General features: G+C 62.4%; 37 protein-coding genes and 2 tRNA genes. 20 read left to right on the forward strand and 19 right to left on the reverse strand.

Going from position 1 to position 21,364, the window contains the following annotated elements; translation table 11 throughout:
- Positions 1–318: 318 nt before the first annotated feature.
- Together JQ591_RS10470 and JQ591_RS35270 are read left to right on the forward strand one after the other, a co-directional pair.
- The gene (locus JQ591_RS10470; RefSeq protein ID WP_249136834.1) at positions 319–567 is read left to right on the forward strand and encodes a hypothetical protein; all 249 of its coding nucleotides are present in this window, start codon (positions 319–321) and stop codon (positions 565–567) included.
- A gap of 313 nt (positions 568–880) precedes the next feature.
- Complete coding sequence (locus tag JQ591_RS35270; protein WP_349630376.1) at positions 881–1,042, forward strand: RNA-binding protein; 162 nt, start codon at positions 881–883, stop codon at positions 1,040–1,042.
- Positions 1,043–1,068: 26 nt separating this feature from the next.
- On the opposite strand, the gene JQ591_RS10480 is transcribed toward JQ591_RS35270, so the two are convergent.
- The 4 genes from JQ591_RS10480 to JQ591_RS10495 all read right to left on the reverse strand — a co-directional run bounded on the left by JQ591_RS10480 (position 1,069) and on the right by JQ591_RS10495 (position 3,550).
- Positions 1,069–1,145: transfer RNA gene (locus JQ591_RS10480), tRNA-Pro, on the reverse strand.
- Positions 1,146–1,257: 112 nt separating this feature from the next.
- Complete coding sequence (locus JQ591_RS10485; protein WP_027517796.1) at positions 1,258–1,743, reverse strand: DUF192 domain-containing protein; 486 nt, start codon at positions 1,741–1,743, stop codon at positions 1,258–1,260.
- Between the two features lie 217 nt (positions 1,744–1,960).
- Positions 1,961–2,593, reverse strand: coding sequence for a cold-shock protein (locus JQ591_RS10490; RefSeq protein WP_018457757.1), 633 nt, complete (start codon positions 2,591–2,593; stop codon positions 1,961–1,963).
- 198 nt (positions 2,594–2,791) lie between these two features.
- Positions 2,792–3,550, reverse strand: a complete 759-nt coding sequence (locus tag JQ591_RS10495) for an SIR2 family NAD-dependent protein deacylase (RefSeq protein WP_211395920.1) — start codon at positions 3,548–3,550, stop codon at positions 2,792–2,794.
- 281 nt (positions 3,551–3,831) lie between these two features.
- Here JQ591_RS10495 and JQ591_RS10500 point away from each other — a divergent pair, with 281 nt between their 5' ends.
- Positions 3,832–3,996: a hypothetical protein gene (locus JQ591_RS10500; RefSeq protein ID WP_211395921.1), complete on the forward strand. Its 165-nt coding sequence runs from the start codon at positions 3,832–3,834 to the stop codon at positions 3,994–3,996.
- 82 nt (positions 3,997–4,078) lie between these two features.
- Here the strand turns inward: JQ591_RS10500 and JQ591_RS10505 are convergent, their stop codons facing one another.
- The gene (locus JQ591_RS10505) at positions 4,079–4,372 is read right to left on the reverse strand and encodes a hypothetical protein (RefSeq protein WP_211396428.1); all 294 of its coding nucleotides are present in this window, start codon (positions 4,370–4,372) and stop codon (positions 4,079–4,081) included.
- 281 nt (positions 4,373–4,653) lie between these two features.
- On the opposite strand from JQ591_RS10505, the gene JQ591_RS10510 reads away from it, so the two are divergent.
- Both JQ591_RS10510 and JQ591_RS35580 read left to right on the forward strand, forming a co-directional pair.
- On the forward strand, positions 4,654–4,884 hold the full coding sequence (locus JQ591_RS10510; RefSeq protein WP_211395922.1) for a hypothetical protein: 231 nt from the start codon (positions 4,654–4,656) through the stop codon (positions 4,882–4,884).
- A gap of 76 nt (positions 4,885–4,960) precedes the next feature.
- Positions 4,961–5,086 carry a hypothetical protein gene (locus tag JQ591_RS35580; RefSeq protein ID WP_283817715.1) on the forward strand — a complete coding sequence of 42 codons (126 nt, stop codon included), beginning with the start codon at positions 4,961–4,963 and terminating at the stop codon, positions 5,084–5,086.
- Here JQ591_RS35580 and JQ591_RS10515 read toward each other — a convergent pair.
- The 4 genes from JQ591_RS10515 to JQ591_RS10530 all read right to left on the reverse strand — a co-directional run bounded on the left by JQ591_RS10515 (position 5,083) and on the right by JQ591_RS10530 (position 6,600).
- Positions 5,083–5,280, reverse strand: a complete 198-nt coding sequence (locus JQ591_RS10515; RefSeq protein ID WP_211395923.1) for a hypothetical protein — start codon at positions 5,278–5,280, stop codon at positions 5,083–5,085. The two genes, JQ591_RS35580 and JQ591_RS10515, sit on opposite strands and share 4 nt — an antisense overlap.
- Before the next feature lie 178 nt (positions 5,281–5,458).
- Positions 5,459–5,938: a hypothetical protein gene (locus JQ591_RS10520; RefSeq protein WP_249136741.1), complete on the reverse strand. Its 480-nt coding sequence runs from the start codon at positions 5,936–5,938 to the stop codon at positions 5,459–5,461.
- 112 nt (positions 5,939–6,050) lie between these two features.
- Complete coding sequence (locus tag JQ591_RS10525) at positions 6,051–6,188, reverse strand: hypothetical protein (protein ID WP_211395924.1); 138 nt, start codon at positions 6,186–6,188, stop codon at positions 6,051–6,053.
- Positions 6,189–6,432: 244 nt separating this feature from the next.
- Positions 6,433–6,600: a hypothetical protein gene (locus JQ591_RS10530; protein WP_211395925.1), complete on the reverse strand. Its 168-nt coding sequence runs from the start codon at positions 6,598–6,600 to the stop codon at positions 6,433–6,435.
- Between the two features lie 300 nt (positions 6,601–6,900).
- Between JQ591_RS10530 and JQ591_RS10535 the strand changes: the two genes are divergently transcribed.
- A complete protein-coding gene (locus JQ591_RS10535; RefSeq protein ID WP_211395926.1) occupies positions 6,901–7,128 on the forward strand; it encodes a hypothetical protein in 228 nt (75 codons plus the stop codon).
- Between the two features lie 238 nt (positions 7,129–7,366).
- Here JQ591_RS10535 and JQ591_RS10540 read toward each other — a convergent pair whose 3' ends face one another.
- Together JQ591_RS10540 and JQ591_RS10545 are read right to left on the reverse strand one after the other, a co-directional pair.
- Complete coding sequence (locus tag JQ591_RS10540; RefSeq protein WP_211395927.1) at positions 7,367–7,543, reverse strand: DUF2934 domain-containing protein; 177 nt, start codon at positions 7,541–7,543, stop codon at positions 7,367–7,369.
- A 134-nt stretch (positions 7,544–7,677) separates the two neighbouring features.
- A complete protein-coding gene (locus JQ591_RS10545) occupies positions 7,678–7,974 on the reverse strand; it encodes an HU family DNA-binding protein (protein ID WP_007591377.1) in 297 nt (98 codons plus the stop codon).
- Between the two features lie 406 nt (positions 7,975–8,380).
- Between JQ591_RS10545 and JQ591_RS10550 the strand changes: the two genes are divergently transcribed.
- From JQ591_RS10550 to JQ591_RS10565, 4 genes are all read left to right on the forward strand, one after another.
- Entirely contained in the window at positions 8,381–8,566 is a 186-nt protein-coding gene (locus JQ591_RS10550; protein WP_007591378.1) for a hypothetical protein, read from the forward strand.
- A 273-nt stretch (positions 8,567–8,839) separates the two neighbouring features.
- A complete protein-coding gene (locus JQ591_RS10555; RefSeq protein ID WP_211395928.1) occupies positions 8,840–9,142 on the forward strand; it encodes a hypothetical protein in 303 nt (100 codons plus the stop codon).
- Between the two features lie 335 nt (positions 9,143–9,477).
- Positions 9,478–9,654, forward strand: coding sequence for a hypothetical protein (locus JQ591_RS10560; RefSeq protein ID WP_211395929.1), 177 nt, complete (start codon positions 9,478–9,480; stop codon positions 9,652–9,654).
- Between the two features lie 247 nt (positions 9,655–9,901).
- Complete coding sequence (locus JQ591_RS10565) at positions 9,902–10,396, forward strand: hypothetical protein (protein WP_211395930.1); 495 nt, start codon at positions 9,902–9,904, stop codon at positions 10,394–10,396.
- Between the two features lie 22 nt (positions 10,397–10,418).
- On the opposite strand, the gene JQ591_RS10570 is transcribed toward JQ591_RS10565, so the two are convergent.
- From JQ591_RS10570 to JQ591_RS10590, 5 genes are all read right to left on the reverse strand, one after another.
- The gene (locus tag JQ591_RS10570; protein WP_211395931.1) at positions 10,419–10,799 is read right to left on the reverse strand and encodes a hypothetical protein; all 381 of its coding nucleotides are present in this window, start codon (positions 10,797–10,799) and stop codon (positions 10,419–10,421) included.
- 11 nt (positions 10,800–10,810) lie between these two features.
- Positions 10,811–10,975: a hypothetical protein gene (locus tag JQ591_RS10575; RefSeq protein WP_211395932.1), complete on the reverse strand. Its 165-nt coding sequence runs from the start codon at positions 10,973–10,975 to the stop codon at positions 10,811–10,813.
- A 106-nt stretch (positions 10,976–11,081) separates the two neighbouring features.
- Positions 11,082–11,297, reverse strand: coding sequence for a hypothetical protein (locus JQ591_RS10580; RefSeq protein WP_211395933.1), 216 nt, complete (start codon positions 11,295–11,297; stop codon positions 11,082–11,084).
- Positions 11,298–11,396: 99 nt separating this feature from the next.
- Positions 11,397–11,666, reverse strand: coding sequence for a hypothetical protein (locus JQ591_RS10585; RefSeq protein ID WP_211395934.1), 270 nt, complete (start codon positions 11,664–11,666; stop codon positions 11,397–11,399).
- Positions 11,667–11,671: 5 nt separating this feature from the next.
- Positions 11,672–11,923 (reverse strand): hypothetical protein, encoded by a 252-nt coding sequence (locus JQ591_RS10590; protein ID WP_249136750.1) that lies wholly within the window; start codon positions 11,921–11,923, stop codon positions 11,672–11,674.
- Positions 11,924–12,192: 269 nt separating this feature from the next.
- Here JQ591_RS10590 and JQ591_RS10595 point away from each other — a divergent pair, with 269 nt between their 5' ends.
- From JQ591_RS10595 to JQ591_RS10605, 3 genes are all read left to right on the forward strand, one after another.
- Positions 12,193–12,447: a hypothetical protein gene (locus tag JQ591_RS10595; protein ID WP_211395935.1), complete on the forward strand. Its 255-nt coding sequence runs from the start codon at positions 12,193–12,195 to the stop codon at positions 12,445–12,447.
- An 827-nt stretch (positions 12,448–13,274) separates the two neighbouring features.
- A complete protein-coding gene (locus JQ591_RS10600) occupies positions 13,275–13,727 on the forward strand; it encodes a VOC family protein (RefSeq protein WP_211395936.1) in 453 nt (150 codons plus the stop codon).
- Between the two features lie 310 nt (positions 13,728–14,037).
- A complete protein-coding gene (locus tag JQ591_RS10605) occupies positions 14,038–14,676 on the forward strand; it encodes a glutathione S-transferase family protein (RefSeq protein ID WP_211395937.1) in 639 nt (212 codons plus the stop codon).
- A gap of 108 nt (positions 14,677–14,784) precedes the next feature.
- Here the strand turns inward: JQ591_RS10605 and JQ591_RS10610 are convergent, their stop codons facing one another.
- The 3 genes from JQ591_RS10610 to JQ591_RS10620 form a co-directional block, all read right to left on the reverse strand.
- The gene (locus JQ591_RS10610; protein ID WP_211395938.1) at positions 14,785–14,952 is read right to left on the reverse strand and encodes a hypothetical protein; all 168 of its coding nucleotides are present in this window, start codon (positions 14,950–14,952) and stop codon (positions 14,785–14,787) included.
- A 6-nt stretch (positions 14,953–14,958) separates the two neighbouring features.
- Entirely contained in the window at positions 14,959–15,204 is a 246-nt protein-coding gene (locus tag JQ591_RS10615; protein ID WP_211395939.1) for a hypothetical protein, read from the reverse strand.
- A gap of 70 nt (positions 15,205–15,274) precedes the next feature.
- On the reverse strand, positions 15,275–15,529 hold the full coding sequence (locus JQ591_RS10620) for a PilZ domain-containing protein (protein WP_211395940.1): 255 nt from the start codon (positions 15,527–15,529) through the stop codon (positions 15,275–15,277).
- A 225-nt stretch (positions 15,530–15,754) separates the two neighbouring features.
- Between JQ591_RS10620 and JQ591_RS10625 the strand changes: the two genes are divergently transcribed.
- The 7 genes from JQ591_RS10625 (at position 15,755) to JQ591_RS10655 (ending at position 21,350) form a co-directional block, all read left to right on the forward strand.
- Positions 15,755–15,829, forward strand: a tRNA-Glu gene (locus JQ591_RS10625).
- 101 nt (positions 15,830–15,930) lie between these two features.
- The gene (locus tag JQ591_RS10630; RefSeq protein ID WP_211395941.1) at positions 15,931–16,584 is read left to right on the forward strand and encodes a hypothetical protein; all 654 of its coding nucleotides are present in this window, start codon (positions 15,931–15,933) and stop codon (positions 16,582–16,584) included.
- Between the two features lie 165 nt (positions 16,585–16,749).
- Entirely contained in the window at positions 16,750–17,376 is a 627-nt protein-coding gene (locus tag JQ591_RS10635) for a PilZ domain-containing protein (protein ID WP_211395942.1), read from the forward strand.
- Positions 17,377–17,480: 104 nt separating this feature from the next.
- A complete protein-coding gene (locus JQ591_RS10640; protein WP_211395943.1) occupies positions 17,481–17,738 on the forward strand; it encodes a hypothetical protein in 258 nt (85 codons plus the stop codon).
- Between the two features lie 598 nt (positions 17,739–18,336).
- Positions 18,337–19,377 carry a PrsW family glutamic-type intramembrane protease gene (locus JQ591_RS10645; RefSeq protein ID WP_027569915.1) on the forward strand — a complete coding sequence of 347 codons (1,041 nt, stop codon included), beginning with the start codon at positions 18,337–18,339 and terminating at the stop codon, positions 19,375–19,377.
- Positions 19,378–19,451: 74 nt separating this feature from the next.
- Positions 19,452–20,030, forward strand: coding sequence for an HdeD family acid-resistance protein (locus JQ591_RS10650; RefSeq protein WP_211395944.1), 579 nt, complete (start codon positions 19,452–19,454; stop codon positions 20,028–20,030).
- A gap of 234 nt (positions 20,031–20,264) precedes the next feature.
- Complete coding sequence (locus JQ591_RS10655) at positions 20,265–21,350, forward strand: 3-deoxy-7-phosphoheptulonate synthase (RefSeq protein ID WP_211395945.1); 1,086 nt, start codon at positions 20,265–20,267, stop codon at positions 21,348–21,350.
- Positions 21,351–21,364: the final 14 nt, after the last annotated feature.

A 21,364-nucleotide genomic window follows, 5' to 3' on the forward strand; every position in this document is an offset into this window, starting at 1 on the left:
CCCCCCAATGCCTTGAAAAATCGCGCGGAAGTCGCATGGCGCAGAGAATGAGCGCCGAGGGTTAGGAAGGCTTTGGCAGCTCCGGGCATCGGTTCACCCGGGCTTAAGGGCGCAGCAAGCCGCGTACCCCACCCGGCGATCTCGTTCGCTCAGACTCTGGCGGTTGCGCTGGACGCACCCTGGGCATTGTCACTCAACGCGCCTTGTGCGTTGTAGGTCTGCCCCGCCTGATTGCCTTGGCTGCCTTGGCTGCCTTGCGCGCTCGCCGAGGTCTGGACCTCGGTGGTGCCGTCGGAATAGGTGATTGTCGTGGTGGTGATGCCGCCAATTGTGGTGGAGACCTCGCTGACGATGGACTTGGCCGAGCCTCCACCTCCCGATCCCGAGCTTCCGCCCGCCGATTGCGAGGACGAGGCCGACGACGTGGCCGACGTCGAGGACGCCGACGCCGATGATGTCGTGGTGGACGAATTTGTGGCGGCCGACGGGGACGTCGTCACCGCCGCACTGGTTAAAGCAATCGCGCTGACCGACATGGAGACCTCGCTCGAGACAGACTTGAAGTAGCTTTGGGCACAGCGCCAATTGGCACGCCCTGTCCCCCTTCAACGCGGCAGGCGTGCGGAGCAGGCGCCGCAGGCGCAAAAAATCCCTCGGTGCTGCGGGCATTTCCACTCTCAGCGTCGCAACCAATCCCCGCACCGCGAGTTGCAGCTTTTTCCCACCTGTAAGGGCATCCGCGAGTGGCTGCGATCAGCCGACGCGCCTGCACGGACAGCCAGATCGTCTCACGTCCGTGTGAGTTGGAGCGCGGCCGGTGAATTCTAGCGAACGCGCAGAGACCAATGAAGAGCAGGCCGCAAGGCAACAAGGGGACGCTGTGAGCCAGATTGATACGACTGAGAAACTCGCCGAGATGCCGGAGCCCGGAAGCTCGCTGTTCGCACTCTGCGGCCTCGGCGTGGCCGGGATCGTCATGCTCGGCTGGATCTGCGCCCTCGCTTGGATCGCCTGGCGTCTCGCCGATTGGCTGTTGTTCTGAGGCGCGGTTCTGGCCCACCTCGGGACTGGTCGGGGCAGCTGGATTCGAACCAACGACCTGCAGTACCCAAAACTGCCGCGCTACCAGGCTGCGCTATACCCCGAATGTCCGGCGAGCCCCGTCGATACACGCTTCCCAAAGCGCCAGCAAGCTTTCCAAGGTGTCAGCTAACTTCCCAAAAGACCGCCAGGACGGGGGCAATAGCCCCTTCCCGCCTACTTGCTGCCGAACAGCGGGTGGCCGACGCGATCGCCGGCGCGGATGCCATATTTTTGCGCCGTCCCCGCCACCACCTCCAGAACAGCCCGCGCGGGCCCCCTGGATGAGATGATCTTTGTCGACATCGGCTCGGTGTTTTCGGCGATGCGCAGGATGCGGCCGTCGGCGCGAATGAAGATCATGTCGAGCGAGACGTAGGTGTTCTTCATCCACATCGACACCTCCTGCTCGGGATTGAAGTCGAACAGCATGCCTTTGCCGTCGGCCAGTTCCTTGCGGTACATCAGGCCGGTCTGCTTCTCCTCCTCGGTCGTCGCGATCTCGACCGAGAACACCTGCACGCCGTTCCTGGTGACGATCTCGAGCGGCTGGAAGCTGGCGGCGCGGACGGGTGCGCTCGCGACGGCACAGCCGGCGATGACAAGGATGGCGGCAAGCCAGCCCTTCGCAACGGCGAAGACGGCCTTTCGATCGAAATTCATGAATGGCACTCGAGGCGTGGGACTGGCGCCAGTCCTTACGCGGCGGTAGCCGGAAAAGCCAGAGGCGCGCCGGCCAGCCAGCGCGCCTCTGCTCACGATTGCGGGAATTGGCAAGCTATGGCGTTTTCGAGCGAAGTGGACGCCGGTTCGCGTCGAGAAAACGCGTCAAAACAAGAAGCTAAGGCCCCGTTCCGATTTGATCGGAACGAAAATGGTTCTAGTGGGACGAGACCGGTGATCCCGTCTCGGGATGGATCTCGGCGGCCATCATGCCCTTGGAGCCGGGCCCGAAGCGGACCAGGACATACTGGCCGGGCCGCAGTTCGGTCATGCCGAAGCGACGCAGCGTCTCCATGTGCACGAAGATGTCGGGGGTGCCCTCGCCGCAGGTCAGGAAGCCGAAACCGCGCAGCCGGTTGAACCATTTGACCTGGGCCCGCTCCAGCCCGCTGGTCGCCGTCACCGTGACATGGGTGCGCGGCGGCAGCATCTGCGCCGGATGGATCGCGGTCGACTCGTCCATCGAAACCACGCGGAACGCCTGGTAGCCCTTGGCGCGCTGGATGCACTCGACGACGATGCGGGCGCCCTCGTAGGCGGTCTGGAAGCCGTCGCGCCTAAGCACGGTAACGTGCAGGAGCACGTCGGGCCAGCCATTGTCGGGAACGATGAAGCCGTAGCCCTTTGAGGCGTCGAACCATTTGATGACGCCGTGAACCTCGACGAGGTTGGCGCTGCTCTCACCAAGTCCAGTGAAGGGACTGAGCGCGCTGTCGCGACCGCCACCGCCGTGTTCGCCCACCGCGGGAACTCCGACCTTCTTGGACTCAAATCCGTCCGACGACCCCATAACCCCGGACCCCACACATGCCATGCAACCCGCCTGAATGGCGGCGCCGAATCACGCGTCTTTAGAGAATCTTCTCAACTCGACGCGACGCGAATCTTTCGACTCAAAAGATAACACTCCCGGTTGCGACGCATAGACAAAAAAGAGATTCGACGGAACCTATGAACAGCTTGCACAGCCGCGAATCAAATTGCTGCCTCAATTACCGACAAAGGGCCCGAGCGTTTCGCCGATGTCGTGGCGGATCACGAGGTCGGCGATGTCGTCCTGCTCGGTGGGCTCGCGATTGACGATCACCAGACGTGCACCTGATCTCTTCGCCATCATCGGAAAGCCCGCGGCCGGCCATACCACCAGCGAGGAACCGATCGCGATGAAGAGGTCGCAGGCTTGCGACAGCGCGGTCGCGCGCTGCATTTCGTCCTCGGGCATCATCTGGCCGAAGGAAATCGTGGCGGTCTTCACCGGCTCGTCGCACACGGTGCAGTTGGGCGCGACGCCCTCGTCGAAGCGGCGCTTCACCCAGTCGAGCGGATAGGCCTGCCCGCATCCGATGCAGCGTGCATACGTGGTGTTGCCGTGAAGTTCGATCACGTGATCGCTCGCGACGCCGGAGGCCTGGTGCAGATTGTCGATGTTCTGGGTGATGATCGCGGGAACCTTGCCGGCGCGGTAGAGCGAGGCGAGCGCGCGATGGCCGCGGCCGGGCCTGGCTGCCGCAAATACCGCCTCCATCGCAAAGCGACGGCGCCAGGATTCGTCGCGCGCCTCCTGGCTGGCGACGAACTCGTCGAACGGGATCGGGCGGTTGCGCGTCCAAATTCCGCCCGGCGAGCGGAAGTCGGGGATGCCGCATTCGGTCGAGATGCCGGCGCCGGTGAACGGCACGATCCGTTTGGCTTCGGCGATCATGTCGCCGAGACGCTCGACGCCGCTGCGAAGATCCGATGCAATCAACGCGGCCTCCCGTTTTGCTTTGCCGTTTTACTTTGCTGATTTGTTTTTGCGCTAGCCGCAACATGCGCAAGCGACAAGATTGTTGACGCTGTTATCCACTGCCGCGCAAGACGTGGTCGGCAATTTTTTCCGACCCTCGCTTATCACAATCCTGCAATGCCTCCTCCCCATTGACGCCCCAATCAGAAGCGCCAATGCATGTGTTGACGCGACTCAACGTGATTGCGGCGGCAGTGCTTGAGTTCAGTAGTACACATACTCACGTGCAGAGGGGATTTGACATGACCGAGGACGAACAACGCAAAATCCGCGAACGCGAAGAGATCGCCGCCCGTGTCGCCGCCTTCCGTGCCACGCAGGATAAATTCAAGCGCGAGCGTGAAGAGTATTTCGTCTCGACGCTCGACAATGCGCGCAAGGCGGAGCGGCCCTCGCTCTGGCCCTGAGACGCCAGATCACCCAACATGAAAAAAAGCCCGGAGCGTTGCTCCGGGCTTTTCGTTTGTTCAGCCGTTATTTGTTCAGCCGTTACCAGTGACGGTAATAATGGTGGCGGCGGTAGTACGGTCCGTCGCCGTAATAGGCGTACGGACCGGGGCCGTAAGCATAGGCCGGGCGGCCATAGTAGCCATACCCCGGGCCGTAGCCGTAGCCGTAAGGATGGGACGCGGCGACGGCGCCCGCGGTGATGGCGCCGGCGGCGAGGCCAAAGGCGAGGCCCGGACCGATGCCGCGGCCACGCGCCTCGGCGGGCGCAGGCGCCGCGATCGCGGTCACGCCGACGGCCGCAACGGTGGCCAGAACTGCCAGTGTCTTTCTCATCATGAATCTCCTCCTTCGTATCTCGCACCGACAACGCCGGCGCAGTGCGATGGTTGCGCACAGCCTCTGGGAACCGAGCTCGGAATAAATGCGACCATGCATGGAACTGGCGCGCGTTCCACGGATTGCATCTTCGAGTGCGGAAGCCTCCGCTATCCGGTTGAGGCAACAGCACGAAGACCCCGTCAGCATCATCGGTGCTGGCGGGGTTTTCAGTTTCACGGACAACAAATGGCAGCGCACCGCAATTGCTGCCAACGGCGGGGGCCGAGGAGGTCAAATTGCCGATATCCGAGTTCCTGGCCCGTATCCGCAGGCTCGTTCCCAGCTCCGGCGATGAGCATTACGACGAGATCGTCCGCAATTTCGGTGTCGGCACGCTGCGCCCGCCGCCGACACCGATGAGCGACGGCGAGCTGGCGCGGGCCATTGCCGAGTTCCTTAAGGAACAGCCGTCGAGCGAGTCCGTCGGCGCCCTCGGCCGGCGGCTCGACCCCTCCACCCCGCTTTGAGATGCGGTCCTTCTTGTCCGGGAACCTGCGCCTCGCGCGCACGTTGGCGTAGCCTCCAAGGAGAAAAGAGGCCGACATGCCCGTTTGGCTCGAAGTTCTGCTCAACCTGTCCGGCTATGCCGGCTTCGTGGCGCTCGCCTCTCGCGGCACCGCGTGCCCGGGCCATTGCTCCGACGATCAGATCTACGGCGACGACCGTTAATTCGTGTGCGGCGGCTGGCCCGCCGTGCGCGTCAGCCTGTCGGCCTTGACCGCGACACGCGTGTCCTCGAGCTGCGGCCGCAGCGAGACGCTGATCACCACGAAAGCCAGACAAAAGAGCGTGCCGACGATGGCGACGCGCCGGTAGGTGTGGCGGTCGCCCTGGTAAAAGGTCGGTTCTGAAAAAGGGGGCATGAATTCGTTCTTGGCAAAGTTGCTTGTTGGAAAAGTCGCTTATTGTCTTCGGCAGACACCTATCCCAAGCAGCGGCAAGTGCAACGCGATTGGGGTTTTAACCTAACCGAATAGGGTTATCGGCTTCCCGGCAAGCTTCCGTTAGGAGTTCGCCAAGCGTCTTCAGAACCAAGCGTCCTCAGAACTCGGCGAGCCGCTTCAGGCTCGCGCGAAAGCCGAGGCTGCGATGGCCTGCGACCAGCATGGCGCCGAACACCTCGGCCGCGTCGTCGCTGAACGTCCCGGAGAAGCCGCTCGTTGCCTCCTCGCCGCCGAACAGCGGCCGGGTGAGGCCATCGGCAAACGGCGTATGCTGGTTGGTGGCAAGTTCGCCCTTCCAGATGCCGCTGTTAGAAGTGCCGTTGTTAGAAGTGCCGCTCTTCGACGTGCCGTTGCCGATCGTGTAGGCGCCGCGCGACCAGAAATACGGCCCGCCGCCGAGCAGAACGCCGTCACGCAGGATCAGCACGCCGCTGTCGCGGCCCTTCACGCCGTCGAGCATATGGATGTGGATGGAATAAATCCCGTTCTTCATGTTGCGTCCGTCGCCGGAGCAACGATAGCGTCCGGAGACGGAGAGCGTCGAGACGTTGAAGAAAAGGTTGTGGTGATCTGCCATCCGGCTTTGTTCCAGCTTCGCCCGCCTTTCGTTCTCGAAGAACGAATCGGAATCGCAGAAATCGGCGCACAGCAAGCCTTAACAATTCGTTTGCACGCAAACAATCGCACGTTCACGTCGCGTCTTCGGATTTCGATTGCGGCGGCACCTGCGGCACCGACGGCCTGTCTTTGCGCAAGCGCGGGTGGCGGTCGTACCAAAACACTTTTGCGATCTCGACGAACATCTCGAGAAACCAGCACGCATCCATGTCGCGTCTCCCTCGCCTCATTCCGTAACGAGGACACGCGGACGGGACTGTGCGAAGCATCACGCTGGCTTGGTTTGGAGAGGTGTGTCCCGCATCGACACAGAAGGCACGGCTTGTTCTGCATCCGACTCCATTTCGTTCGCAAAGAACGAATCGGAGTCGAGGAAATCAGCGCAACACGACTCCTAACGATCGATGAAGGCGCGCGCGATTGCCTGTCATCATCGACATGGCGCGACGCTGATCAAGCCGCTCGCTTCACCGTGTTCTTCCTCGGCAAATTCTTTTCCGAAAACTCCTTCTCCGAAAAGCATTCGAGGATCTGGATGCGGAGTTCTTCCGCGGCCGGGCCTTCGAGCTTCCTGAGCTGATTCCAGAGCCTGATCACTTCGCGTTGTTTCTCGACAGTCATGGGCACCTCCAAAAGAATGGTCACCTCCAAATGAGATGCCTTACTAGAACAAACTAGGAACACAAAGTCCAGCCCTCCCCGCGAAATTCGCCGGACACACCCTCTTGAGCCTTTCAGAAGCCTTGCAGGCGCTGGCGCGGTTGCTTTTTGGATTTTCAATCTTAAGTTCGAGACGCGGCTGGCGGCCAGGCGCTGAAATCCCATCGTCGCCAGCCAAGAAGGCCCCGTGCGAGAGCGCGGGGTTTTTCTTTTGGGAACGCGCCATCGCCCTCCCCGTTAGCCATTCCGGAGCGAGGGACCGTGACCAGAAAATACTACGCCGTCGAGGTTGTTCGTCAGATCGAGGAGACCGTGGAGATCATGGTCGAAGCGCCGGACCAGGCCGCCGCACATGATGCAGCGCTTGCGCACCTGAAGGCGCGCGGCTCCGAATATCAGTGGCTCAATCCCAAATGCGATTTCGTCGTCTGGCGCGAGCGCCAGGTCGACACGCCGGCGATCATCGACGTGTCCGTGTCACCGAAGTAGCGGCCGGAACGAATTTTCCCGGCCCGCGTTGTCCGATCGAATTCAGTGGTGCTGGCGGCTGTGCGACGCGGCCGGCCAGCTTGAGAAGCCCCGGTCCCCGAGCCCGGGGTTTTTCTTTGAGGCGCCTGCACGGAGGCGCCGCCATCGGAGCGCTGGCCCAAACAGCAAAGCAGCCACCCGGGCGTTACCGCCGGGTGGCTGCTTTGAAAACTGTCGGCGCGCGCGCCCCTGTCCGCCGTCAGACCGGCAAATTGTCGGTCATCCCGGGCGGGACTTCGCCTTGCGCGGTGCGCTCGGCGAGAAGCTCCTTTTCGGCGTCGTACCAGAAGGCGTCCATCGTGCCCGCGGGCTCGCCGGCCTCTTTCCAGAGGTGATAGGCCCGGTTTCGGATCTCTTCTTCGCTGAGACCAGCCATGTGATTTCTCCCTTACGGAAGCAAAGCCTGACGACGCCCGAGAGTTCCTTATCGATTTAGCACCAGCTGGCAGTCATTGCGGCGCTCTTCGAAACGAAGCCGCCGCAACGAAAACGCAAGCCCTTAGCAGGCTCTTAGACGGAGTCCTTGGCCACCTTCAGCGGCGAGGCCTTCACCGACTTGCTCGCCGGCTTCGCCGCGAACTGCATCGGCTCCTTGGTGAAGGGATTGACGCCCATGCGGGCTTCGGTCGCCGGCTTGTTCACCACCGACATCTTCACGAAGCCGGGAATGACGAACTCGCCGGACTCGTTGAGCTCCTTGTAGCCGACCGTCGCCATGTACTCGATGACCGACTTCACGTCGTTCTTCGACAGCTGCGTGCCCTCGGCAATTGCATCAATCAACTGAGTCTTCGTCATCTTCGCCATGTCTGAATTTCCTTCTGTGCGCGCGAGCAAGATTTGCTCAGGAGGCGGTCCAACCGCGCAACGCGCTTCTGATTCATGCCAACTTTCATGAAGTGACGGGGCTTAGAACCCATCGAGGCCTAAAACGCAAGCAGGGGGTTCTGCGGGGGGCCGAACACCCCAGCAAAGATGCCGCAGCCTGCGCCGTTTTCGAGGTGAACCATTTTCGCCCTGAGGCGTCTAACTCTTTGAAGTCCCCAAGCTTCACCCCCACCAGAGAGCCCCGCTTCCCCCAGGCGGGGCTTTCGCCTTTTCCGGGACCGGCCGGGCAATTCCGATCAGGCCGGACCCGAGGTCTGCGCCCGGGCCACGCGGTGGCCGTCACAAGGCAGGTTCTCTTTTCCGGCCATCTCCTGCATAATGCGGCATGGCAAAAACAAAAGTGACCTTCAAAACCGTCCGCATTGCAGACAACGACTGGAAAATCCTGGCGGATTACCCGGACAGCGAACAGCGCGAAATCAAGGGCTTCACCAGCAAGGCAGATGCCGACGACTGGATCAACGGCGACCGCAAGATCGCATGGCTTCGCTCCCAAGGGTACGCCAAATAGCGGATACGCCAGTTAACGCGCTTTAAGTAGCGCGCGTAGAAGTCACGCGCATATCGTGTGACGCCCATATGGGTACGAGGCGCGCTTAGTCCCTCCCCGCTGCAAACATTCTTCCCGTGCCGGCGCGTTGTCGAGCAGGCGGCAGCGCCCGCTCGACTATCGGACTCACGGAGCATCTGGTCATGAAACCTGTGGCTGGGCACGCGCCGTTGAGACTTCGGTAACCTAACCCCTCCAAGCTCCTCTCAGTATCGTTGCGTTGGAGTACCCACAGTGCTGGATTTTAACGAGCTGCGTGAACTCGCAGCCGATGTTCGCGTTTTCGTCGAAATTGCCGAAGACAAGGCCGAAGCGCTTCGCGCCGTCATCACGGCCTATGACGTGGTGCTCGCGATCTTCCCGTCCGGAGAGGGCATGGGCCTCCACGTCATCAAGGGCGGCGAGATCCTGGACGGGATCGCAAAGTCCCGAACCCATGCGAGCTACAGCCACACGGCCATCGCGGTTCCCGACCTGGAGCATGCGGAAGTGCTCAAGCACCTGACGGGCCCCGTCGACCAGCGGATCGCGGCCTGACCTCATCCCGAGGGCCCGCCGGTGGCGGGCATCTCGAAGGATCAGCCACGAGCGAGCTATCCACCAAGAAGCTTTTTGGAAACCTGTCGAGCGTAGCCGCGTTGTCCAACGCACTGCCGGGTGACAACCGGACGCAATGGGGATGTTGGACGCGGCGCATTTTTCCGGTTTCTGCCCGCGACATCAACGCATCGGTACGCGCTGACAACTAACCTGTTCCCGGCAAGTGCACCCTTAATCAAGTGCACCATTGCAAGGCACTCCTCACAATGAGGAGCGCACCGGAACGGTCAGGTCGCGCGCGAATTGACTTATCTCCAGACGAGGAGATTGACATGAGCGTTGAAGGTAAAGTGAAGGAAGGCGCCGGGTTCATCAAAGAGGAGATGAACGAACACGGCAAGTCCGCCGAGAGCCAGAAGAAGGCTCAGGAAGGTCGTGACCTGCGCAACGAAGGCCGCGTCGAAGACGGCAAGCCGCCGAAGACGACCAAGCCCGGCACCGGTCACTAAGTCGCCTTTCGAAAACCGAGCTTAGCGAAAACCGCCCCTGGTCATGTCAGGGGCGGTTTTTCACGTTCATGACCGGACGATACGTGCGCGCCTGCGGCGCGCCCTCAGGATGAGGTCGGTTTTACGGGCGAGATATCCAACCCTCATGGTGAGGAGCCGCCTCAGCGGGCGTTTTCGCACCATGCAGCGCAATGACTGGTAGAACGCTCCGGCTGTTATATGGTCGGACGTTTCTTGTGAGGGGCTGATGAAGATTGCCATTGTTATCGCCGGCTTGATCGTCGTTGTTGCCGCCGTTCTCGTGACAGTACAGCCGAGCTTTCTGAAGCCTGCGTCGCTGGCACTCGTGAAGAAGTCCGACATCCTCGGCTTTTCGCCCGGCATGACATTCGACGAGACCAACAAGGTCGTCACGCAACGTCGCTACCGCTGCCGCCAGCTTCGCGATTCCTACGTCCTCGAGTGCGCCGTCGATGGCGCCAAGGTCACGATCTCTAGCGACGAACTCGATCCCAGGCATCCCATCTGGTGCGTCAATGCCGAGTTGAACAATCCGGGCCCGCAAGACGCTGCCGTCAAATCGATCTCCGACCAGTTCAACGCCCAGCCGACCAGGGACGCCCGCGAGGGATGGATATGGACAGTCGGCCGCGGGCTGAAGCTGAGCTACGACGGCACCGCCTTGAAGCTCGTGGACGAGGCTGAGGATATCAGGCGTGGCAAGCAGGAAGCAAAGCGTTAGGGAGCGCTACGCCGGATGCTCTTCAGTCACGGAACCGGTTGACGGCCCATAGCGGCACCCACGATCCCAGCACCATGCAGATCGCAATGGCTGCGACCAGGATATACTTCAGAGGATGTTGCGAGGACGCGAGCGAACCTTCGAGGTGAAGGTGCGGCAGCATCGCCTCCATGGCCATTCCGATCAGGGCAATCGCGACCAGCCCGCCAAAGACTGAGACGAACAAATTGACGATCCATCCAATCGCGCCGCGCTTGTTCGACCATGCCTCGTAGATCGCGACAGCCAGCACCACGAGCACAAAGACCAGCACGAAGCTCATCGAGCCGCCGACGCTCGCCTTCGGCCCGAAAATTTCCACCAGCAGCATGGCCGCCACCGCGAGCAGTGTGATCGTCTTCACGACGTCCCTCTTCAATGGCCAAGCAAATAGACCGTGAAGCCAATCACGATACAGCCAAGGCCGAAGATAGCCGTCGCCAGTTCGACGACGTTTTCCAAACCGAAGAATCTGACAATGGCGCTCCACGCGGCACTCGGGAGTATTTCCACGATCGCGCCGAGCAGGCTTTGAAGCATGCCGATTAGTCGTTGCCGCCGTTGTCGGGGTTCAACAACAGAAGGCAGGGAGCCCCGGGATCGCAGGACTACCGCGCGCCGTGACGACCGAAAGCCGGCCGCCGATCTATGCAGCCTCTTTGTTGGACCGATGCTCGAAGGCCGTGATGGCCCGGTTGGTCAACATGAGGCGCCGGCGCTCGCCCTTGCGCACCATCTCTTCGACGGTCGTCGAGAGAAAGCGGCTGGCAAATGCTGCGTCGCTGATCTGTCCCGTGCACTCCAGGTAATCCCAGGCGATCTGCGCGGAGTGTTCGATGAGGTGGGACAGGTTCTCGCTCATGAAGAACCTACGCTTGGCCGCGACGCTTGTTCCACGCCGGCCCCGTCGGGTATCAGCCTGACGGATAGGCCAATATCCAGCATCACGGTCATTGCCAGGTCACTTCGGCAAACCGCGAATTGCCAGGTTGACGACTGTAAGGACGACGAAGGCGGGCGCCCCGTAAACGATTGCATTCACGGCCCAAGCAATGGCTACGCCCAAGAAAACGGAACTGCCTACAGCTCCCCAGAAAATATAAGCTGCGGATATGCCCGGCATCTCCCATGCCATGACGGCGATGGATTGGTCGGTGAGCTGCTCCATGACGAGCAGCACCGTCGAGACCAGCGCGCCGATTGCCAACGCGACGATGAAAAGGGATTTCACTGTCTTCAAAGACCCAACAGCCCCATCACGATCGGAATCATGAAAAAGGCTGCGAGGCCAAGGAGGCCTCCGACGGCAACCTTCACCCAACGCCGTTGGATTTTCGGGTCGAGCCACGTCGCAAATTTGATCCAGAGCGCATACGCCGATCCAGCAACAATCGAGCGGATAAATGCGAACAGAAGCTCGCCTAGAATATTGGCCATGGCCGTTAGTCGCGTCATCTCCGCGAGGAGTTCATCTGCCGAGGCCTTCAATGAACCCTGTCCACCCGTGAGTGAGGTGGCCACACTCTGCGGTTTTGCGTCACCGTTCTGACGGCCCGATTAGCGCTGTGAGGGCGCTTCGCGTAACGGGGCTCGCTGCAATAGCGTCCCCCCTTCGGTCGACCGGCGCGACGCCCCGACCCCCAGCGTTCTGAAGGGTCTCCAATGTTCGACTATCTGGAAAGTTGAGCGTTCTGACAACAGCGCCTTGTGGTTTTGTTTGCGGCGGCTATTGTACAGGCTCTTCATTGGGAGATGTTATGAGAACAATTATCGCTGTTTCCACATTACTGCTGTCAACAATCGGCGCCCACGCCGCCTCGAACAGCACTCCTCATGCGCTCGATTGCATGGCAAAGAACGGCTTCACGCGTGACATGTGGGTTGCGAAGCGAGCCGGGACCAACGCCCAGGTTCAGTCCTACATCGCCTGCCGCGACGGCATCTCGGTTGAGAAGGCCAAAGCTGTCGGTAAGAAGGACGGCAACTTCGATACCTGGACGCCCAAGCGTTGAGCCGCTACGAGCCCGGCTTCCTTGGAGGTTGGGCTTAGGCCTCGAACGAACTTGCGCGCTGCCCATGTGACTCTGCACAAATGGCGGGCTCCCCGATGTCTGACGATGCCGAAGTAGAAAAGCAAGGGCGTGAAGCGATCGAAGCTTTTGTGACGGCAGTGACCTACCCTGTCATCTGGACGGACGGCAGCCGCATTGCGACGCTGGGCAGCGGCGCTCTTTTTCAGCATGGTGAGCGCCGGTTTATCCTCAGGGCAGGCGCTCGCGACAAAGCTGACGCATCTCCACGAGGAAGACCTCAGCAATGTGGCAACCAATATAATGACCCAGCTGGACAGGTTGAACAAAACCGTGGCTGGCCTTCGAGAGGTCTACGACCACCTGTCGGAAACCACACATCCTAACGGTCTAGGTGCAGTGGGATACTTCGTACACCTGGACCCGAATATCGGCGTTGCGTATTTTGGACCTACTGACAGGCAACAAAGCAATATGGTCAGACTTTTAGGTGTTGCACACTTCCTCGGCCAAATGGTCAGGGACATGACGGCGCTGTCAGTAAGAATAACCGCGTCCATACGTGAAGAGGAGGCTCAATAAATCGCCCCGGTAGGCGCGGCTCCAGGCCTGCTTAGCTTTGACATTCCGGAAGACCATCCACAGCCCTACGCATGGGCGGTTTCAGTCCACCCATAGCTGATTTACTTCACCAGCCGCCTCACGCGCATGCGCGCGCCCCCTGCCCCTCCCCCCACTTTCCTGCTATCTCTCCCCCGCCGTCCCGGCCCAAACCAAAAAACCTCCATCCATCAAAGGGAGCAACAACCATGCGATACCTCCACACCATGCTGCGCGTGCGCAATCTCGATGTCGCGCTGAAGTTTTACCAGGATGCGCTGGGCTTGACGGAGGTGCGGCGGATCGAGAACGACAAGGGGCGTTTCACGCTGGTGTTCCTGTGCTCGTCGGACGATCTCGAGGCGCTGAAGAAGCAGCCGCAGTCGCGCGGCGCGCCGCTGGTCGAGCTCACCTGGAATTGGGACGAGGAAAAGTATGGCGAGGACCGTTTCTTCGGCCATCTCGCCTATGAGGTCGACGACATCTACGCCACCTGCGAGAAGCTGCAGAAGGCGGGCGTCACGATCAACCGTCCGCCGCGCGACGGCAACATGGCCTTCGTCCGCTCGCCGGATTTGCACTCGATCGAGATCCTGCAGAAGGGCGAGCCGAAGGCACCGCAGGAGCCGTGGTCGTCGATGCCCAACACCGGCCATTGGTAGGGTCTTCCCACAGGAACCAGCTCCCGTCCCGGACGTTCTCTCTTCGACAATGCAAATGGAGGAGGACGCGATGGGACGCGGTATTTTGTTGTGGATGCTGGGTGTGCCGATTCCGGTGATCATTCTGTTGTGGCTGTTCTTCGGCCGCTGATCGCCTGACCAGGCTTTGCCTTGCAATGAAAGCTCCGCCTCGGGCGGAGCTTTTTGCATGCGGACCTTTTTGCATAAGAGGATCGGCGCAATCGCGCGTCGCTCGCCGCAGTGAATTCCGCTATCACCCGCGCCGAAAGAAACGCCGCGGGAGGATGATGTGCCGGACCAAAACCTGACGATCTGGGGCCGCGCCAATTCGGTCAACGTGCAGAAAGTGCTGTGGTGCCTCGCCGAGCTCGGCCTGGCTTACGAGCGCATCGACGCCGGCATGGCTTTTGGCAAGACCCGCGAGACCGACTATCTCGCGATGAACCCCAATGCGCGGATCCCGACGCTGGTCGAGGGCGACTTCGTGCTGTGGGAGTCAAATTCGATCATGCGCTATCTCTGCCTCGCGCACGGCCGCGGCACGCCGATCTATCCCGAGGCGCCGAAGCTGCGCACGAGCGTCGACCGCTGGCTCGACTGGACTCTGTCGATGGTGCAGCCGGTCGACCGTCCGGTGTTCTGGGGCATCGTGCGCACGGCGCCCGCCGAGCGCGACATGATCCAGGTGCAGCGTGATGCCGACGCCGCCGCCGAGGTCTGGGCCATCGCCGACCGCCTGCTCTCATCGCGCCGGTTCATGGACGGCGATGCGTTCACCCTCGCCGACATCGCGATCGGCGCCTATGCGCGGCGCTGGCTCGGCGTCGAGGGCATCGCCCGGCCCGCGCAGCCGCATCTGACGCGCTGGCTCGCCGAGCTCGGCAAACGGCCCGGATTTGCGCAACATGTGGCACCGCCGATGTCGTGAGCGGCGACGCGGCTTAAAGTCCGTTGCGAGCACGATGAATCGGCATTTTGCCGCGCGCCGCCGCGACTTGACGGCTACTGTGCATGGGGTTGTTTTCGCGTTTTTTTGTTAAGACCAGCCGCGTTCGAACAAAATCACGCAGACGATGAGCACGAGCGTCACTGCCGCGGTGGCGAGCCGCGCGGTCCAGCTCAGGCCGCGGCCGACCCACCACAGCAGCGCGCAATACATCACGAACGGGACGATGATCTCGGGCCGCATGATATCCGTCGGCATGGTGCCTCAACGCCTGACCGTGGTCTCGACGCTGATCGAGCCGCCGATCTTGACGCAGGTGCCGGTGCTCTCGACCATATGGAAGCCCCGGCCATAGGCGGCGCAGGAGCCCGCCTTCGCCGTCCCGCCGGTGCTCTTCAGCGGCAGGGCCTTGCCGGCCTGTGGGCGCTCCGCGTGCGGAAGACGCAAGTCCTCTGCCGCGGCCGCGGACATGGTCAGGAACGAGATCAGGATGAGGAGCGGCGCACGCATGCGGGCCGTTCTAGCCCGGACAGGCGCCACGCGCCATCGTGAGTCGCCTGGGGGTCGCTTCGCTCCTAGGTCAGATGAACTTGATGCCGGCCGATTTGCCGCGGCGCCAGACCACCTGGCAGCTCCGCCCGGTCCGCGCGTCGCGCGCGAACGCCATCCGGATCACGCCCGGGAGCTGGCTCGCATCCTCGTCCAGCGTGATCTTCGCGCCGGAGCTCGATATGTCCTGGACCAGGCAATGCCGTGCCGCGAACCCGCCATCGAGCGTGATCCAGGCATGCTGCGACAGCGACTTGCGGGCCGCGCGCTTCTTGGGCTGTGGCATTGGCTCAAATTCTCCCATTCCAGCGCTAGCTCAGGGAACCTAAGAAACCGTTGAATTCGCCCCCGAATGATCCCGGGCTGGATGCTATCCACCGGTGCCAAAAGACCGTTCCCGAACGGCTTGCCCAGGGCGCCAAAGGCCATTATAGGTTCGCCCGCTGCAGCCGCCGGGCATGACTCGGGCGGCCAGCGGCCGTGCCGCGAATAGCGGCGGGGCCCTGGGTTTGCTCCCTTCGTCTATCGGTTAGGACGCCACCCTTTCACGGTGGAGAGAGCGGTTCGATTCCGCTAGGGAGCGCCATCATCCGGGCGATTGGATGACGCGGCGAAATCTGCCGCCCCGCGTGAACCTACCTGCCCCTCGGCTCCGACCAATGTCCTGTTGGAACCGGATGCAGGCCCATGGCGCAGCGTAAATCTCCCTCGGACGACCAGGCCGGAATTGCCTCGCCGGCGCCGCCGCCATGGATGCACCGTACGGCAGCTTACGTGCCGGAGCGGCGCGCCAGAATGCTGGAGCACATGGCGCGCGCCAGATCGCTTCCGCAGCGCCAGGCCACGGCTGCGCCGCAGCCGTCGCATATGGCCGGCACCAACATCTTCGCTGACGCCTACGGCTACGCCGTCCTGTTCGGCATCATCGCGCTGCTGTTTCAGTCGCGCATTCCTCTCTACCTCGGCGCATTCCTCTTCTTCACCGATGGCGAGCGCATCGAGCTCGCTCTTGGAAAGATCGGCATCCGTTTCGAGCCCGACACGATCGGGCCCGACATCATCAAGGGCTTCGCATCCCTGTTCGGATGGTTCGCGCTGCTGGCGTCGCTGAAAGCGTCAGTCCCCGAATGGTTCGCGGCATGGATGCTGCCGGACGCATCATGGTCCTTCCTCGCCGGCGTCGCACTTCTGCTCGCCATCGTCGAGGCGTTCGCAACGCGCGCGATGCGGCATGCATTGCCGTGGTTCGGATTTGAGAGGAGACCGAGCGGCCTGGCCTGCGCGACGATCAAGCTCGTCATGGCCATTGGCGCACTGGCTCTGCTGGTGCTGCTCGGATGACGCGATCGTGAGATCACGGGCCTCATAATCGCGGCGCTATGCCGCCCGCCCCGACCCACGCATTAACCGGAAATTTACCCCTGCTCGTGAGTGCCGGTATCATTTGCTTAGAATTTGATTGCTACCGTGGAATTACGGAAATACTCCGAAACACGATTGGCGCCCATGTCCGTCGCAGAGTTCCTCAGGCAGCGTGCAGTGCAAGTCACCGTGAGCGGCAGCTACTCGCTGCCGCGCTGGTACGATTGCGAGGGCAAGCTCCGGACCTTCGCCTGCCGCACCAGCCGCGTCTCGCCGTTCCGCATGATGGTCGACGTGCCGGTGGTCGGAAAGGTCGGCGAGCGCGTGACCTCCTACTTCCAGGATTTTGGTGAATTCCAGTGCACCATCAGCGCGACGCTGAAATCGGGCTTCCTGATGGAGCTCGACATGACGCGGGCCCGGCGCGCCTGGATGTCGGAAAAGCTGACCTGGCTCGAGAAGAAGCAGAAGGACGCCAGCGTCCAGGAGCTGCGGAATGACGCGCGCTTCGTTCCGCAGGTCGCGCACACCTTCCTGACGCTCGCCGACGGCAGCACCCACGCCTGCTTCATCATCGACGTCTCGACGGCCGGTGTCGCGATATCCTGCGAATACGACCCGCCAATGGGAACCCCGCTTGCGGTCGGCGCCTGCGTCGGGCGCGTGATCCGCAAATTCGAGCACGGCTTTGCGGTCAAATTCGCCGAAAAGCAGTCGCGGGACGACCTCGTCCGGCTGATCGTCCGTACGCCCATGCTGCAATCGGCCTGATCCTTTCGCCTCGCCGCCCTATCGCAGCCCCATTCCGGGATCAGCTTTTGGGGGTCCGCGCCTCGTGCCGGGCATCATCTGCAGACTTGCGATCGGGGGACCGAATGGCAGTCGACAAGATTACAATCGACAAGATCACCTGGGACAGGGTCGGCCGGGTCACCGAGCCCGGACGCTACATGTACACGTTCGGCTGGCTCACCATCACCGCCGGCGATCTCGATATCTGGAAGCAATACCCGCAGGCCGCGTTCACGCTGATGGCGGAACATTCCGAGCCGGACGCATCCATCGGCGAGGAATTCCATCTCGGCGCCTTCGACGTCGCGCCCGACGCACCGCCGCCGTTCACCACGCATTGAGACGGTCAAAGCGGGCCTGGGACCGGCAGCCGTCGCACACGGCGCAGGCCGCGGAAGCAACGCGTGGCGAAGGAACGCGTGACAGGAACAGATGGCATGGGCGTTGCTTTACCATTGCCATGACTCACATCCCTGCCGTCGACCAGGCCTTCCTGCTGTTGCTCATCGTGCTCTGTCTTGGCACGTGCCTCATACGCGTCTTCTGGGAGCTGGAGCAGGTACGGACACGCCGGATCACGTCACCATCCCGCGCAACGAAGCGTGACTAGGCCGCCCCGCCAAGCCGTGCGTTGCCCGGACGGGGCAATCCCGGCTCTGGACTTGCCGCGGCGCCACGTGCATCGTGAATCGAAGAAACCTGCCCATTGCCTTGATCTAACACACCAATCGCGATCCAATGGCGGGCGCGCGGCCGCTGTCATGGATGACGAGCATGTCCTGCCATGGAATTGATTCCGCTCCCTATTCTACACCTCGGCGACTGTCCTGATGAACGCAGGCTGTCACGCTTGTTAAGAGACGCGACAGCAAGCGCATGACACAAGGTCGCATCGGTGAATGTAGATAAGCGGATCAAGGGAACCTATTTTCGGCGCCGATGTACCTGATTGAAGCGTTACCCACCGTCATCGGAACGGCCGCCATCGCCCCGGCGCTGCTGATGCTGTGGCTTGTCATTGCCGCCGAGGAACGCCCGGGACCGCCGGCCCAGGTCTGGACCGCGTTCCTGCTGGGCGCGGCCAGCATTTCGCTGCTGGGCCTCGCCCGCGCCCCTTTCGCCAAGATGGTCGCGGCCCCGGACAATCCCTGGGCGGCGCTGGCCATGCATTCGATCTTCGGCGTCGCGCTGCCGGAGGAAGCGGTCAAGGTGATCGCCATCGTGCTGGTGGCCTCGACCAAGCGGCGGACCTTCGCCAATCCAATGGACACCGTGGTCTATGGCGCCGCGGTCGGCCTCGGCTTCGCCGCCTACGAGAACCTCGCCTATCTCGTCCAGCACGCCGAGATGTGGCGCTCGCTGGCCGCCTTGCGCAGCGTGCTGACCGTCCCGTTCCACGGCGCGCTCGGCATCATCGCCGGCGCCTATCTGACCATCGCGCGCGCCGGCACGGCGCTGGGGGCGAACCGCCATCATCGCGACTGGGCCCGTCTCTCCAGCCGCCTGCTGATCTTCGCGGGCCCGCTCGCCCTGCATTCGGCCTTCGACTTCCCCCTGCTCACGCTCCAGCGCATGCCGGATCTCGACCCGACGCTGCGGATGTGGTTGGGCGGCGCGAGCCTGCTGATCGGCTTCAGCTCGATCGCCTTCGCCATCCGCCTGGTGCGGCGCGTCGCGCGCCATCATGCGCCCCGGACCGACGTCGCGCGGGAGCGCCTCAGCCAGCTCCGCCGGATGTGGGCGCTGCTGCTCGCGGGCGGCGGCGTCGGCTTTCTCGGTCTTGCCTTCGTGCTGACCTCGATCCATCACTGGCTCATCAATCCCGAGCGCAATCTGACGCTGGCTCTGATCCCGATCGGCCTCGTCTCGATCCTGCTCGGCCTCGCACTTCTGATCGTCACAACCGCGATCTATGTTCTTGGCCGCAACCGCATCCGCACCAGCGGCGAAGGTTTTTCGTCAGCGCACGGCGGCGGCTGAACCGCGGGATGGCAAGCGCGGTGTGCGCGTACTAGATTAGATTGAGCACACACCTCTCGATCCGGAGCCTGCCCATGACATCGCCTGAGGATTTTTCCCGGCTGCAATCCGCCATGAGCCAGACGGTCAAGGCACATTGGAAGGCCTTCCTGTTCGAAGGTATCCTGCTCGTGGTGCTCGGCGTTGCCGCGCTGATCCTGCCGCCGCTGGCAAGCCTTGCGATTGCGATCTTCCTCGGCTGGATGTTCCTGATCAGCGGCATCGGCGGATTGATCGCCACCTATTGGGCGCGCAGCACGCCGGGCTTCTGGTGGTCGCTGATCTCGGCCGCGCTCGCCGTGCTCGCCGGCATGCTGCTGCTGGCGCGGCCGATGCAGGCCGTGCTGACGCTGACCATCGTGCTCGGCGCCTATTTCCTCGCCGAGGGCATCGCCACCATCATGTATGCGCTGGAGCACCGCCGCGAGCCGGGCGGCCGCTGGTCGTGGCTCCTGATCTCGGGCCTCGTCGACATCGCGATCTCGTTCATGGTGATCACGGGATTGCCGAGCTCGGCGGAATGGGCGATCGGCATCCTCGTCGGCATCAACCTGCTGTTCGGCGGCGCCACGCTGATCGGCATGGCTCTGGCGGCACGCAAAAGCAACAGTTGAGGCGTCCCGTGGCCGTCACCTCTATTGGGGGGTGACAACCCGCCGATCGCGCGCTATATGACTGGCCATGATCACCCTCGTCACCAGCTATTTTTGGTACTTTAGCTACGACAGCTCGCTGGCGGCAGGAGGATCGCGCTCAATCTGAAATATTGAAGCAAACGTCCGAACAAGCCGCCAGACCTGGCGGCTTTTTTATTGGCCGGCAGGGTCTCAACATGACAGGAGCCCGCCGTGCTGAGCACGACCGACGATCTTCGTATCCGCGAACTGAAAGAGCTGAGCACGCCGGAAGAGGTGATGCGGGAAGTCCCGCGCACGCTCACCGCGACGCGCGTGGTGATGGCGGCACGCAACGCCATCCATGCGATCCTCAATGGCCAGGACGACCGGCTTCTGGTCGTGGTCGGCCCCTGCTCGGTGCATGATCCCAGGGCTGCGCTCGAATACGCCGAGCGCCTCGCGAGCTTGCGCGAAGACCTTGCCGACCAACTCGAGATCGTGATGCGGGTCTATTTCGAGAAGCCGCGCACCACGGTCGGCTGGAAGGGCCTGATCAACGATCCTGATCTGGACGGCAGCTTCGACATCAACAAGGGCCTGCGGCTGGCGCGCAACGTGCTCTCGGCGGTGAATAATCTCGGCCTGCCCGCCGGCACCGAATTCCTCGACATGACGACGCCGCAATACATTGCGGACCTCGTGTCCTGGGCCGCGATCGGCGCGCGCACGACCGAAAGCCAGATCCATCGCGAGCTGGCCTCGGGGCTGTCCTGCCCGGTCGGGTTCAAGAACGGCACCGACGGCAACGTGCGCATCGCGGCGGACGCGGTGAAGTCGGCTTCGAATCCGCATCATTTCATGGCGGTGACCAAGCTCGGCCGCTCGGCGATCGCCTCAACCGCCGGCAACGAGGATTGTCACATCATCCTGCGCGGCGGCAGCACGCCGAACTACGATGCGGCAAGCGTCGCAGCGGCCTGCAACGATCTGGCGAAGTCCGGCGTCGCACCGCTCGTGATGGTCGATGCGAGCCACGCCAATTCGAGCAAGAAGCCGGAAAACCAGCCGCTTGTGACGGCCGACATCGCCGGGCAGATTTCCGGCGGCGAGAACCGCATCATGGGGGTGATGATCGAGAGCAATCTCGTCGCCGGGCGCCAGGACGTGGTGCCGGGCAAACCGCTCACCCATGGCCAGAGCATCACGGACGGATGCATCGACTGGGCGACCACGGCGACCGTGCTCAAGCAGCTCGCTGACGCGGTCGAGATCCGGCGCAACACCAAGCGCGCAGGACTGCACGAGCGCTCCGCCTGACCGAACGATTGCGG

It is taken from the genome of Bradyrhizobium canariense (assembly GCF_018130465.1).
GTDB classification, from domain to species: domain Bacteria; phylum Pseudomonadota; class Alphaproteobacteria; order Rhizobiales; family Xanthobacteraceae; genus Bradyrhizobium; species Bradyrhizobium canariense_C.